Here is a 12,876-nt window from a genome sequence, read left to right as displayed (position 1 = left end):
CGCTATTGATGGCTCAATATGGGTTATCAGGGATGATCATTGGCGGACAGCAGCGTGCAGCCCTCGGGTAACAAAACGCTGAGCGCCAGCGGCACGACCTCGACACTAAAGCGTTCGTGATGACGGGCCTCGCCATCCAGGGTCAAGGGCCAAGGCGCATCGTCGGCTTTGGTCGTGACCGTGAGCTTCGTCGCGGTAAAGTAGCGTACGTAGCGCCCCTCGGCGGGAAAATTCTGCAGCTCGCCGATCAGCGTGGGCAGCTCCCATACCGATGAAAAATCCTTGACCAGCAGCACGTCGAGGCGGCCGTCATCAAGTCTGGCACGCGGGGCCAACACCTGGCCACCGCCGGACTGGCGGCCGTTACCCAGCGCCAACAGCAAAAGCGACTCGCTCTGCTCGTGCTCCTGCCAGTGCAGCGTGCCGCGATAGCTCTGGTGGCGCCAGGCTTTGAGCGCCCCCATCAGCGAGTAGGCCCCGCCTCCCAGCATGCGCTTGAGCATCTTGGGCGTGGTGGAGGTGATTTCGGCGCCGAAGCCGCCGGTGGTCATGTTGATATAGTAGCTAACGTCCGCCTCGCTGCCCTGCCCGGCGGTCATGCGCACCACGTCGATCGGTGCCCCCTCAAAAGAGAGCGCCGCCGACAGCGCCGGCCCCGGTTCCAACGGCAGCCCGACGGAGGTGGCGAAGTCGTTGGCGCTGCCCATCGGCACGATGCCCAGCGCCGGGCGACGGTCGTGAGCCACGCGCATCAGCCCGTTGACCACCTCGTTGACCGTACCGTCGCCGCCGGCGGCGATCACGTGAGTCATACCGTCATCGACGGCTTTTTCGGCGAACTCGGCGGCGTCACCGCCTTCCCAGGTCGCGCGCACCGTGATCTCTTTTCCCGCCTTCCGCTCGGCCAGGACCGCCTCGCGAAGCATCGGATCACCCGAGGATTTACCGTTCACGATCAGTAAGTAACGCTTTTGCGAGTCTGTCACCGGCGGTTTCCTTTCCATGGTTGGTTCGCCCTTTCAGGCCAGTGCCTTCTCCACCACTTCGAACACGTTGGAGGAGAGCGGCTCCCTGCTGATTCGTTTGAGCTCGTCGCGCATCAGCACCTTGCGTGGCTCATCAAAACGCTGCCAGCGCGTCAGCGGCGTGATCAAACGCGCGGCGATTTCCGGATTCAGGCGGTTGAGCTCGATGACTACGTCGGCCAAAAGCCGGTACCCCTGGCCGTCGAGACGGTGGAAGTTGATCCGGTTCTGGGTAAACGCGCCGATCAGCGCGCGCACCTTGTTGGGATTTTTGATCGAAAACGCCGGGTGGTCCATCAAATAACGCACGCGCTCGAGCACATCGGACTGCGGGCGCGTCACTTGCACCGTGAACCACTGATCCATCACCAGCGAATCGTGCGCCCACTGCTCGCCGAACGCCTTGAGTGCCGGGGTCGCCAGATCGTCGCGGTCGCTGTGTACCAAAAGCGTCAGGGCCTGGCGCACATCGGTCATATTGAGCCCCGCCTCGAACTGCGCCTGGCAGAGCGCGACGCCCTTCTCGTCCTCGATCGACATCAGGTAGGCAAGCGCGACGTTCTTCAGACTGCGCGTGGCGATCTGCTCCGGCGTCGGCGCGTAGGGCTCGTCCTGGGTGTTCGCTTCATACGTGGCGATGAACTCGTCGCGAAGCGCCAGCGCCAGCGACTGGCGCATGAATTCGCGGGCGTTATGGATGGCGTCGACATCGACGATGCGCTGCTGCTCGGCGATATAGGCTTCGGTAGGCAGTGTGAGCATCTCGGCCAGCACCGCCTTGTCGTTTTGCTCCTCGGTCAACAGCGCGCGAAACGCCTCGACCACCCGCGTATCCATGACCTTCTCGACACCGTTTCGATGCGCGGCGATCAAGTCGTCCAGCGCCAGCATCGACAGGCGCTGGCCGGCGTCCCAACGGTTGAAGCCGTCGCTGTCGTGGGTCAGCAAAAATGCCAGATCCTCGCGGGAGTAGGGGTAGTGCAGCGTCACCGGCGCGGAGAAGTTGCGTAAAAGCGACGGCACCGGCGCCTCGGCCACGTGTTCGAAGACGAACGTCTGCTCGTTTTCGGTCAAGTGCACCACGCCCTGCTTGCCAAGCGACTCACCGTTCAGGGTCAGCGTCAGATCCTGGCCGGACTTGGTGCCGACCAGGCCCATCAGCACAGGAATGTGCAGCGGCTGTTTGTCGGTCTGGCCAGGCGTTGCCGGCGTGCGCTGGCGAAGCGTGAGGTGGTACTCGCCGTGAACGTAGTCGTACTCGCCGAAGGCATCGATTTCCGGCGTGCCCGCCTGGCCGTACCAGCGCATGAACTGTAAAAGATCCTGGCCGGAGACCTCGGCCATGCAGCCGACGAAATCTTCGATGGTGGCGGCCTGGCCGTCAAAGCGCTCGAAGTAGAGGTCCGCGCCCTGGCGAAACGTCTCTTCACCGATCAGGTTACACAGCATGCGCACTACTTCCGCGCCCTTCTCGTAGATCGTCAGGGTGTAGAAGTTGGTGATCTCGATATAGTGGTCCGGGCGCACCGGGTGGGCGGTGGGGCCGGCGTCTTCGGCGAACTGGGCGGTGCGGAAAAACGACACGTCCTGAATGCGCTTGACCGGCGCGGAATTGGTGTCCGCGGAGAAGCACTGGTCGCGAAAGACGGTGAAACCCTCCTTGAGCGAGAGCTGAAACCAGTCGCGGCAGGTGACCCGGTTGCCGGACCAGTTGTGAAAATACTCGTGGGCGACGATGCTTTCGACGGTTTGAAAGGTTGCGTCGGTGGCGGTGTCCGGGTGGGTCAGCACCGCCGCCGAGTTGAAGATATTGAGCCCCTTGTTCTCCATCGCGCCCATGTTGAAATCGTTCACCGCCACGATCATGAACAGATCCAGGTCGTACTCGCGCCCGTAGGCCTGCTCGTCCCAGGCCATGGCGCGCTTCAGGGAGGCCATCGCGTGCTCGGTCTTGTTCAGGTTCTCCTCTTCCACCCAGATCTCGAGGGCCACTTCACGGCCGCTCAGGGTGGTGAAGCTGTCGCTCACCTTGTGCAGGTCGCCGGCGACCAGCGCGAACAGATAGCTCGGCTTGGGGTGCGGATCTTCCCACACCGCGAAGTGGCGCCCGCCTTCACAAGTGCCCTTCTCGACCGGGTTGCCGTTGGCAAGCAGTACCGGCTCGCGGGTTTCATCGCCGACGACGGTGACCTTGAACGTGGCCATGACGTCCGGGCGGTCCGGGTAAAAGGTAATTCGGCGAAAGCCCTGGGCTTCACACTGAGTGCAGTACATGCCGCTGGACTGGTAGAGCCCTTCGAGTGCGGTATTGCTTTGCGGGTCGATCTCGACCTCGCTTTGAAGACAAAACCGCGCCGGCACCTGAGCGATGGTGAGTGTTTCGTCAGTCAGCGCGTAGTCGTCAGGCGCAAGGACGCGGTCGTCGAGCGACAGTGACATCAGTTTAAGGTGTTCACCGTCGAGCACCAGCGGCGCGCTTTCAGCGGCGGTGGCGCTTCGCTCGATAAAAAGACGGGCTTTGACACGGGTAGCAGCAGGGTCAAGATCGAACGTCAGCTCGGTGTGGGTCACGCTGTAATCGGGCGGCTGGTAGTCGCTTAGATAAACCGGCTGCGGATCGGACATGTTGCATAGCTCCTTGCTGGGTCACATCGCTGTTTTTGGAACATCCAGTATAGACGAGACGCGCTTTCGTGTTGGCGCGGCTCGGTCGACCCGGACGCGAATCAATTGCACGGGTCGGGACTTACAAGCCCTCTCTCATGGGCCCTAGTCGCGGAAGTTGTCGAACTGAAGCGGCAGGTCCGGGCCCTCTTCGCCACGCAACAGCGCCATGACGGCCTGCAGGTCGTCGCGCTTTTTACCGGTGACGCGCACTTTTTCGCCCTGGATCTGCGCCTGCACCTTGAGCTTGCTGGCCTTGATGCGCTTGACGATATCCTTGGTTTGCGCCGCGTCCAGGCCCTGCTTGAGCGCCACTTCCTGACGCGCCTTGACGCCGGAGAGCACCGGGTCTTTCTCTTCCATGCAGCGGGCATCGATGCCGCGAGCGATCAGGCGGGCGCGCAGTACGTCGAGCATCTGTTTGAGCTGGAAATCCACTTCGGCCTCCAGCGCCACGTTGTCCCCTTCCAGGGCAAAGCTTGCGTCGACCCCCTTGAAGTCGAAGCGCGAGCCCACTTCGCGGTTGGCCTGATCCACCGCGTTGGCCGCTTCGTGGCGATCGAATTCGGAGACGATATCAAATGAGGGCATGGTGCGTTCCTTAACAAGAGGTTGCCCGCCATTCTAGAGCAGCCAGACGCCGGTTGCGATACGCCGGTCGTGATCCATTCGCCGCGATACATTTACCGCCGCAGCGACCGCCATACCCAACGCCGCCGCGATCCATTACCCTGAGCGAGCCTGACTATCGAAGGAAACGAACATGAGCGATCGCGAAAGCCGCCACAAGGCGTCGATGGAAAAACTCAAGGCCCGCGTGGATGAGAAAGTGGCCAGCGCCGATGAGGAGCGGGGGTTGATTCTGGTCAACACCGGTAACGGCAAGGGCAAGACCACCGCCGCCTGGGGCACGGTGACCCGGGCGCTGGGCTACGGCTACAAGGTGGGTGTGGTGCAGTTCATCAAGGGGCTCTGGGAGTGCGGCGAGCGCAACCGGCTGGAGGACGACCCGAACCTCCGTGTCGCCATCATGGCGACCGGCTTCACCTGGGAAACCCAGAACCGCGACACCGACACGCAGGCATGCCTTGAAGTGTGGGAAGAGGCCGAGAAAATGCTGGCCGACCCCGAGACTTACCTCGTCGTGCTCGACGAGATCACCTACATGCTCAAATTCGGCTATCTGGAGATCGGGCGGGTCAAGAAGGCGCTCGAGAATCGCCCCCGTGAGCAGACCGTGATCATCACCGGGCGCAACGCCCATCGGGAGCTGGTGGCCATGGCGGACACCGTCACCGAGATGCAGGAAACCCGCCACGCCTTCAACAACGGCCTGAAAGCGCGCCGCGGTATCGATTTTTGAGTTCTTGAGTCGGACTCATCGGTTAAACGCAAAACGCCGCCGGAAAGCCGGCGGCGTTTTCGAGCGGGCCCGGCGGGCCTGCGTTTCTCAGCGCGTCGCTTTAGACGTTACTGCTCATCGAACGGATTACGCAGCACGATGGTCTCGTTACGGTCCGGGCCGGTCGAGATGATGTCGATGCTGGTGCCCACCTGCTCTTCCAAATAGCTGATATAAGCGCGAGCGTTGGCCGGGAGATCCTCGACCTTCTTGGCGCCGAGGGTCGACTCCTTCCAGCCCGGCAGATCGAAGTAGACCGGCTCGACGGCTTCGTAGCCTTCGGAATCCACCGGATTTTCCAGCACGTCGCCATCCTTACTGCGATAGCCCACGCAGACGCGGATGTTCTCGAGCCCGTCGAGCACGTCGAGCTTGGTCAGGCAGATGCCGGAGACGGAGTTGATCTGCACCGCGTGGCGAAGTGCGACGGCGTCGAACCAGCCGCAGCGGCGCGCCCGGCCGGTGGTGGCGCCGAACTCGTGGCCGCGCTCGGCAAGATGCCGGCCGTGATCGTCAAAAAGCTCGGTCGGGAACGGGCCGGAGCCAACGCGGGTGGTGTAAGCCTTGGTAATGCCCAGCACGTAGTCGAGATACAAGGGCCCCACGCCGGAACCGGTAGCGGTGCCGCCGGCGGTAGTGTTGGAGCTGGTCACGTACGGGTAGGTGCCGTGGTCGATGTCCAGAAGCGAGCCCTGGGCGCCTTCGAACAGGATGTTCTCACCGGCCTTGCGCAGATCGTGGACCTGGCTCACGGTGTCGCCCACCATCGGGCGCAGCTCGTCGGCCATCTGCATGGCGCTGTCAAGCACTTCCTGGAAATCGACCGGCGCTTCACCGTGGTAGTTCACCAGCACGAAGTTGTGGTAATCGAGCACTTCGCCGAGTTTCGAGGCGAAACGCTCGCGGTGGAGCATGTCGCCCAGACGCAGGCCGCGACGCGCCACCTTATCCTCATACGCCGGGCCGATGCCGCGGCCGGTGGTGCCGATCTTGGCCACGCCCCGAGCCTTTTCGCGGGCCTGATCCAGGCGCACGTGGTAGGGCAGGATCAAGGGGCATGCCGGTGACAGGCGCAGGCGCTCGCGCACCGGCACGCCCTTGTCCTCGAGCTCGCGGATCTCCTTGATCAGCGCTTCCGGCGATAGCACCACGCCGTTACCGATGATGCAGGTCTTGCCCGGGCGCAGCACGCCGGAGGGAATCAGGTGCAGGACGGTTTTTTCACCGTCGATGACCAGCGTATGGCCGGCGTTGTGGCCGCCCTGAAAGCGCACGACCGCCGCTGCCGACTCGGTCAGCAGGTCCACGATCTTACCCTTGCCTTCGTCACCCCACTGGGTGCCCAGGACTACGACATTCTTACCCATTATGCACTCGTCTCTTGTGTCAGGGCCGTTGTCTGCCAACGACCGTCGATAAACTCGAGGCGGCGATCACAATCGTGCTCCGCCGGTTCACTGCGCTGTCCGGGCAGCGCTTGAATCACCCGCTCGCCCTGCTGGCGAAGCGACTCGATCGCCGCTTGTAGCGCCTCGTCGTCCGTTGACGGCGCCCAGATCAACCCCGGCTCCTTCGCGGCCGAGGCAAGCGAGGCCAGCTGCTTTAAATCCATCGAAAAGCCGGTCGCCGGGCGGGCCCGGCCGAAGGCGCGGCCGGTATCATCGTAGCGCCCGCCCTTGGCCAGAGCGTGGCCGTAGCCGGGCACGTAGGCGGCAAACATCATGCCGGTATGGTACTGGTAGCCCCTGAGTTCCGCCAGATCGAAATAGAGCGCCACATCGAAGTGGGCAAGCACCGTCCGGTTGAGCGCTTCGAGCTGATCGAGCGCGGCGGCGACCGACGCCGGGGCACCGGCAAAGCGCTCGCGGGCATCGGCCAGGATCGTGGCGTCGCCGTGAAGCTCGCCCAGCGCCAAAAACATGTCGGAAAGCACCGGGTCCTTGACGTGAGCACTCACCTGACGCGAAAGCTCGCCCGGGGACTTGAGCGCCAGGGCATCAAAAATTGCGCTCTCCTGGTCGCGGTCGAGGGCAGCAGCCTCGACCAGCGCGCGAAAGATGCCGATATGGCCCAGTGCCAGGTGGATCTCACTCGCCCCGGCGGCGGAAAGACTCGCCAGCGCCAGCCGGATGATCTCGCTATCCGCCTCGAGCCCGGCGTGCCCGAAGAGCTCGACGCCGACCTGAACCGGGCTGCGCCCGCCCTGATGCTGGTCGGCCTTGGCGCGTAGCACGTTGGTGCAGTAGCAAAGGCGCACCGGGCCCTGACGCTTGAGCGAGTGGGCGTCCATGCGCGCGACCTGCGGGGTCACGTCGGCGGAGGCGCCCATCATGCGCCCGGTCAGCTGGTCGGTCAGTTTGAAGGTTTGCAGATCGAGCTCGGTGCCGGTGCCGGTCAGCAGCGAGTCCAGAAACTCGACGGGCGGCGGCATCACCTGGTCGTAGCCCCAGACGTAATAGAGATCCAGCAGCGTACGGCGCAGCTCTTCCATACGGCTTGCCTGAGGCGGTAGCACCTCATCCATGCCGTCGGGCAGCAGCCAGCGGTCAGCGATGGTCATGTGAACAATCCTGCAAGACGATGAAGGCCCCGGGACTCGATGAAATCGTCGTTGGCACCCTGGCCAAAAACGCACCCGCGCCAAACGAGGGCCACAAAAAAACCGGGCGAACGCCCGGTTCAATTAAGTCTACCACGTTTGGCGGTCAGGTGAACCCCGCCGACTATCCGCCGGCGAGGCTCGACCCGCAACGCTTATTCGTCGCCCGCACCGGCGTTTTGGCTTGCGCCATTGTCCTGGTCGGGGCTTCGCAGGTAGCGGAAGAAGTCGCTATCCGGCTCCAGCACCAGCATGTTGCCATCGTCGGCGAAGCTCGTGCGGTAGGCGTCCAGACTGCGCCAGAAGGAGAAGAACTCCTGGTCCTGACCGTACGCCTGGGAGAAGATCGCCGCGGCTTCCGCATCGCCTTCACCGCGCAGGGTTTCGGCGCGCTCGTTGGCCTGAGCGAGCAGTACCTGACGGCGGCGGTCGGCGTTGGCGCGAATACGCTCCGCCTCTTCCTGGCCCTGAGCGCGCCACTCGCGGGCCTCGCGCTCGCGCTCGGAGCGCATGCGCTGGAAAACCGCCGCGGAAACGTCATCGGGCAGATCGATTCGCTTGATGCGAATGTCGCGTATCGCCACGCCCAGCTCTTCACGCATGAGGTTGTCGAGCTCTTCGGTCGGACCGATCATCAGGTCATCACGGCGCTCGGCGATGATTTCCTGAAGGTTCAGTCGGCCAAACTCGTTACGCAGGCTCTCGTCCACGCGGGGCTGGATCAGGCGAATCGCCATCATCTCATCGCCGGCGGTGGCCTCGTAGTAGCGGGTCGGATTGACCACCTGCCACTTGACGTAGGAGTCGACGATGACCGCCTTCTGCTCGAGAGTCAGGTAGCGGCTGGTGTCGGTATCCAGCGTCAGAAGCCGGGTATCGAACTTGCGGATCGTCTGGGCGATCGGCATTTTCGCGTGCAGGCCAGGCTGAATGTTCTCTTCGACGACCTCACCAAAGCGCAGCTTCACCGCACGTTCGGTCTCGTCCACTACGTAGAGGGTATTACTGGCAAGCCAGGCGATGGCGGCCAGGCCACCGACGATCAGCAGGGATCGGTTGTTAATCATTTAGCGGCCCTCCCTGCGAATGGTGCCATTGTTAGACGACGAACTGTTGCTGCTGCCCTGAGTGTTGCGCAGGGTTTCGAGCACCGACGGGTCGATCTGTTCATCGTTCTGGTTCGAGGTGCTGGCGGCACGGTTGCCACCGCCGCTGCCACTACGCAGCTGATCCAGCGGCAGGTACATCAAGGGCGCATTGTCGCTGACGTCCAAAAGCACCTTGGGCGTGTTGCCGTAGACCTCTTCGAGAGTGTCCAGATACATACGCTCACGCATGATCTCGGGGGCATTCCGATACTCGCCTACCAGTGCGGTGAAGCGGTTCGCCTGACCCTGGGCTTCGGCGACCACGGATTCACGGTAGCCCTGGCCCTGCTCGACGATACGCTGCGCCTGCCCCTGAGCCGCCGGGATAATGGCGTTGGCATAGGCCATGCCTTCGTTGATCGTACGCTGGCGATCCTCGCGGGCACGAATGACGTCGTCGAAGGCGTCGATGACCGGCGCCGGTGCGGAGGTCGATTCGATGTTGATGGTCTGCAGACGAATACCGGCACCGTAGGCGTCCAGATAGGTTTGCAGGCGGCTAGCCACGGAGCTGCCGAGAATCTCACGGCCCGAGGTCAGGATATCGATCATGTCGGTACCGCCCACGACGTGACGCAGCGAGGAATCCAGCGCGTTTTCGATCGAAAGCGACGGGTTACGCACGTTGAGCACGAAATCACGCGGGTTGGAGACCTGATACTGAGCGGATATCTCGACCTCGACGATGTTCTCGTCGCGGGTCAACATCGACTGGGTTTGCGATACCGAACGCACGCGGGTCACGTTGACCATGCGCACGTCGTCGATCAAGGGCGGGTTCCACTGCAGGCCCGGCTCGACGATGCCCTGGTACTCACCAAAGCGAAGCACGACGCCGCGCTCGGACTGATCCACGAGATAAAACCCCATGGCCGCCCAAATCGCCAGTGCCAGTACGATCAACAGCCCCGGCAGCGCGAAGGAGTTGCGCGGCTTGCCGCCGCCGCTTTGACCGCCGCCGTTGCCGCTTTTCTTGCCGCTACCGCCGAGCATGCCGTTGAGCTTTTGTTGGAACTTCTTCAGCGCCTCGTCCAAATCCGGCGGTCCCTGATTGTTTCCGCCGTTATTGTTGCCGCCGTTGTTGCCCCCATTATTGCCGCCATTACTTCCCCCGTTCGGGCCACGGTCATCCTTGCCACCGCGTCGGCCACCGCCACTCCAGGGGTCATGCTGGTTGCCACCACCAGGCTCATTCCAGGCCATACTTCGTCTCCACTAAGGTGTTCACCTGCACACGGCCCCGCGTGAGAGCGAGGCCGCCGTGCTTATAATATTATTGCTTTAAAAAATCCTTGTGCCGTTTGCGTGGCGTCTATCGATACGCTACCACTCATCGGTCACTTTTAGCGACTCGGGCAAGTAGGTATTGGCACGCTCACCAAGCTGAGCCATTAGCTGATTGAAATCGCGCCTGGGCAGGCGAACATCCAACACCGAGCGGCCGTTCTCATCAAACGCTTCTTCGCGCACGGCGTTGAGCTCGTGAAGGCCCGCTCGAAGCTTACCCTGCTCCGGTGAGAGCGTCAGCGAAAATCCGATGACGTCGTCGGCCAGGCGCTGTGAGAGCGCTTCGTGCAAAAGATCGAGACCCTGGCCATTTTGCGCGGAGAGCCAAACCACTTCCGGGCGCCCGCTATCGTCGCGCTCGATGCGCGGGGCGCTGTCGAAGCGGTCGATCTTGTTCATCACCTTGAGCACCGGCACGTCGTCGGCGCCGATCTCCTTGAGCACGCGGTCCACCTGCTCGACGTTGAGCTCGCGATCCGGATCTGCCGCATCGATCACGTGAATCAAAAGCGATGCTTCGGCGGCTTCCTGGAGCGTTGCCTGAAACGCCTCGACCAGCTTGTGCGGCAAATGACGAATGAAGCCGACGGTATCGGCCATCACGATCGGCCCGACGTCGTCGATTTCCAAACGGCGCAGGGTGGGATCGAGCGTGGCGAAAAGCTGATCGGCGGCGTACACCTTAGCATCGGTGAGCACGTTGAAAAGCGTTGACTTGCCGGCGTTGGTATAGCCGACCAGCGAAACGCTGTGAATCTCGGCGCGAGAGCGCGCGCGGCGGTTCTGTTCGCGCTGGCTGCGCACCTTGTCAAGGCGCTTGTGAATCGCCTTGATACGACCTCGCAGCAGGCGGCGGTCGGTTTCGAGCTGGGTTTCACCCGGTCCGCGAAGACCGATACCGCCCTTCTGGCGCTCGAGGTGGGTCCAGCCGCGCACCAGGCGCGTGGACATGTATTCAAGCTGGGCAAGCTCGACTTGCAGCTTACCTTCGTGGGTACGGGCTCGTTGAGCGAAGATATCGAGAATCAAACCGGTGCGATCGAGCACGCGGCACTTGAGCTCGTGCTCGAGGTTACGCTCTTGCGAGGGACCCAGGCTGTGATTGAAGATCACAAGCTCCGCCTCGTGGGCGGCGAGCAAGGCTCTTAGTTCGTCGAGCTTGCCCGACCCGATGAACGTGCGCGGGTCAGGGCGCTGCCGGCTGGCCGTCAGCAGTGTCGCGGGTTCGGCTCCGGCAGAGCGTACAAGCTCGAGGAACTCACCCGGGTCTTCTCTGGCCTGTTCATCGTAAAAGTCAACGTGAACAAGCACCGCCGTTTCACCGGCGTCTGGGCGTTCAAAAAACAATCAATACCTCATGTCTTTCAGGCTATCCACCGCTTAGAGGTCCGCTTCAGGAGCGGCCGGGTCCTGGGCCGGCAAACGTACGTTGCGCGACGGCACCACGGTGGAAATAGCGTGTTTGTAAACCATCTGGCTCACGGTATTACGCAAAAGGATCACGAACTGATCGAAGGATTCGATCTGGCCCTGAAGCTTGATACCGTTGACCAGAAAAATAGAAACCGGAATACGTTCCTTGCGCAAGATATTCAGGTACGGATCCTGGAGGGACTGCCCTTTGGACATGCTGCTTCTCCCTAAAACTGTCTGGAGTGGGTTGTTAAATGGCGCGCCAGGGGCGCTACCGCAATCTTATTGCCCGAAAGGCTGGGTGTTACCACTAAATGCTACAACCGGGTATTAAAACCAGGCGTTACGAATGTCGTCGAGGGCTTTTAAAAACGCGCTCACGAAAACACTATCTTACGCTAAGCACCGCTTTCGCGCACGATTTTCAGCACCTTATCGTCAAGACCCAAAGCGCTTGAATCGATCCAGTGAAGTGACGGCCAGCTTCTCAACCAGGTTAGCTGACGTTTAGCGAGCTGGCGAGTAGCAATGATGCCGCGCTCGCAAAGCGTATGCTCGTCGTATTCACCTTCCAGGTGCTCCCAGGCCTGCCGGTAACCGACGCTCTTCATGGCCGGCAGGTCCTTGTGTAAGGTACCTCGCTTTCTGAGGGCGGCCACCTCGTCTATCAAGCCCTCGGACAACATTGTTTCAAAACGCCGCGCGATTCGCTCGTGCAGAACGCGGCGCTCGGCGGGCGCGAGACCTATCGACACCACGCGGTATGGAAAGTTTTCGACGCGCTGCTCGGCCCAGAGCGCGCTCATGGGCCGACCGGTAATGCGGTGCACCTCCAGCGCACGCAACAGCCTCTGAGGGTCGTTGGGGTGAATGCGCTGGGCGGAGACCGGGTCGACCTTTTCAAGCATCGCATGAAGGCCGCTCAAACCCAGCGCCTCGCGCTGCGCGTCCAGCTCCCGGCGCACGGTTTCATCCGCGGCGGGCAGATCCGCGACGCCTTCAAAAAGGCGCTTGTAGTAGAGCATGGTGCCGCCGACCAGCAGCGGCACGCGCCCCGCCGCGGTAATTTGTCGCATCTCATTCAGGGCGTCGTCGCGAAAATCCCCCGCCGAATAGGGCGCTTCCGGTTCGCGGATATCGATCAGGCGGTGCGGCGCACGAGCAAGCTCCTGCTGACTCGGTTTGGCGCTGCCGATGTCCATGCCGCGATAGACCATGGCCGAGTCGACGCTGATCAGCTCGCAGCCCAGGCGCTCGTGTAGAGCGATCGCGGTGTCGGTCTTGCCCGCCGCGGTCGGACCCATCAAAAAAATCGCCAAAGGGCGTGTGTCGACCATG

Annotated in this window: 11 protein-coding genes; 1 reads left to right on the top strand and 10 read right to left on the bottom strand. The window is 62.3% G+C overall.

The window, feature by feature from the left end; genetic code table 11:
* Positions 1-26: 26 nt before the first annotated feature.
* The 3 genes from yegS to RN346_RS06980 form a co-directional block, all read right to left on the bottom strand.
* Positions 27-986, bottom strand: a complete 960-nt coding sequence (gene yegS / locus RN346_RS06990) for a lipid kinase YegS (RefSeq protein WP_263587326.1) — start codon at positions 984-986, stop codon at positions 27-29.
* A 33-nt stretch (positions 987-1,019) separates the two neighbouring features.
* Positions 1,020-3,650, bottom strand: coding sequence for an aminopeptidase N (gene pepN, locus RN346_RS06985; RefSeq protein WP_311962559.1), 2,631 nt, complete (start codon positions 3,648-3,650; stop codon positions 1,020-1,022).
* Between the two features lie 144 nt (positions 3,651-3,794).
* A complete protein-coding gene (locus RN346_RS06980; RefSeq protein WP_263584340.1) occupies positions 3,795-4,280 on the bottom strand; it encodes a YajQ family cyclic di-GMP-binding protein in 486 nt (161 codons plus the stop codon).
* Positions 4,281-4,452: 172 nt separating this feature from the next.
* Here RN346_RS06980 and cobO point away from each other — a divergent pair, with 172 nt between their 5' ends.
* A complete protein-coding gene (cobO, locus tag RN346_RS06975) occupies positions 4,453-5,052 on the top strand; it encodes a cob(I)yrinic acid a,c-diamide adenosyltransferase (protein ID WP_263584341.1) in 600 nt (199 codons plus the stop codon).
* Between the two features lie 107 nt (positions 5,053-5,159).
* Here the strand turns inward: cobO and RN346_RS06970 are convergent, their stop codons facing one another.
* The 7 genes from RN346_RS06970 to miaA form a co-directional block, all read right to left on the bottom strand.
* Positions 5,160-6,458, bottom strand: coding sequence for an adenylosuccinate synthase (locus RN346_RS06970; RefSeq protein WP_263584342.1), 1,299 nt, complete (start codon positions 6,456-6,458; stop codon positions 5,160-5,162).
* Complete coding sequence (locus RN346_RS06965; RefSeq protein WP_311960664.1) at positions 6,458-7,651, bottom strand: ATP phosphoribosyltransferase regulatory subunit; 1,194 nt, start codon at positions 7,649-7,651, stop codon at positions 6,458-6,460. Before RN346_RS06965 ends, RN346_RS06970 begins: the two co-directional genes overlap by 1 nt.
* 194 nt (positions 7,652-7,845) lie before the next feature.
* Positions 7,846-8,757: a protease modulator HflC gene (gene hflC, locus RN346_RS06960; protein ID WP_263584344.1), complete on the bottom strand. Its 912-nt coding sequence runs from the start codon at positions 8,755-8,757 to the stop codon at positions 7,846-7,848.
* Positions 8,758-10,041 (bottom strand): FtsH protease activity modulator HflK, encoded by a 1,284-nt coding sequence (gene hflK, locus RN346_RS06955; RefSeq protein ID WP_263584345.1) that lies wholly within the window; start codon positions 10,039-10,041, stop codon positions 8,758-8,760. It lies immediately after the preceding gene.
* A 120-nt stretch (positions 10,042-10,161) separates the two neighbouring features.
* Complete coding sequence (gene hflX / locus RN346_RS06950) at positions 10,162-11,472, bottom strand: ribosome rescue GTPase HflX (protein ID WP_311962558.1); 1,311 nt, start codon at positions 11,470-11,472, stop codon at positions 10,162-10,164.
* 33 nt (positions 11,473-11,505) lie between these two features.
* Entirely contained in the window at positions 11,506-11,754 is a 249-nt protein-coding gene (hfq, locus tag RN346_RS06945) for an RNA chaperone Hfq (RefSeq protein ID WP_263584347.1), read from the bottom strand.
* A gap of 182 nt (positions 11,755-11,936) precedes the next feature.
* Positions 11,937-12,875, bottom strand: a complete 939-nt coding sequence (gene miaA / locus RN346_RS06940; RefSeq protein ID WP_263584348.1) for a tRNA (adenosine(37)-N6)-dimethylallyltransferase MiaA — start codon at positions 12,873-12,875, stop codon at positions 11,937-11,939.
* Position 12,876 lies beyond the last annotated feature (1 nt).

The organism is Halomonas sp. PAMB 3232 (genome assembly GCF_031954225.1).
In the GTDB taxonomy this organism is placed as follows: Bacteria; Pseudomonadota; Gammaproteobacteria; order Pseudomonadales; family Halomonadaceae; genus Vreelandella.
Note: the sequence above shows the minus strand (reverse complement) of the source record. Positions and strands in the feature narration are given on the sequence as shown.

What these genes read in the sequence shown, in the direction of transcription:
- pepN (WP_311962559.1), bottom strand. Translation starts at nt 3,650, where the DNA reads ATGTCCGATCCGCAGCCGGTTTATCTAAGCGACTACCAGCCGCCCGAT.
- RN346_RS06980 (WP_263584340.1), bottom strand. Translation starts at nt 4,280, where the DNA reads ATGCCCTCATTTGATATCGTCTCCGAATTCGATCGCCACGAAGCGGCC.
- cobO (WP_263584341.1), top strand. Translation starts at nt 4,453, where the DNA reads ATGAGCGATCGCGAAAGCCGCCACAAGGCGTCGATGGAAAAACTCAAG.
- RN346_RS06970 (WP_263584342.1), bottom strand. Translation starts at nt 6,458, where the DNA reads ATGGGTAAGAATGTCGTAGTCCTGGGCACCCAGTGGGGTGACGAAGGC.
- RN346_RS06965 (WP_311960664.1), bottom strand. Translation starts at nt 7,651, where the DNA reads ATGACCATCGCTGACCGCTGGCTGCTGCCCGACGGCATGGATGAGGTG.
- hflC (WP_263584344.1), bottom strand. Translation starts at nt 8,757, where the DNA reads ATGATTAACAACCGATCCCTGCTGATCGTCGGTGGCCTGGCCGCCATC.
- hflK (WP_263584345.1), bottom strand. Translation starts at nt 10,041, where the DNA reads ATGGCCTGGAATGAGCCTGGTGGTGGCAACCAGCATGACCCCTGGAGT.
- hfq (WP_263584347.1), bottom strand. Translation starts at nt 11,754, where the DNA reads ATGTCCAAAGGGCAGTCCCTCCAGGATCCGTACCTGAATATCTTGCGC.
- miaA (WP_263584348.1), bottom strand. Translation starts at nt 12,875, where the DNA reads ATGGTCGACACACGCCCTTTGGCGATTTTTTTGATGGGTCCGACCGCG.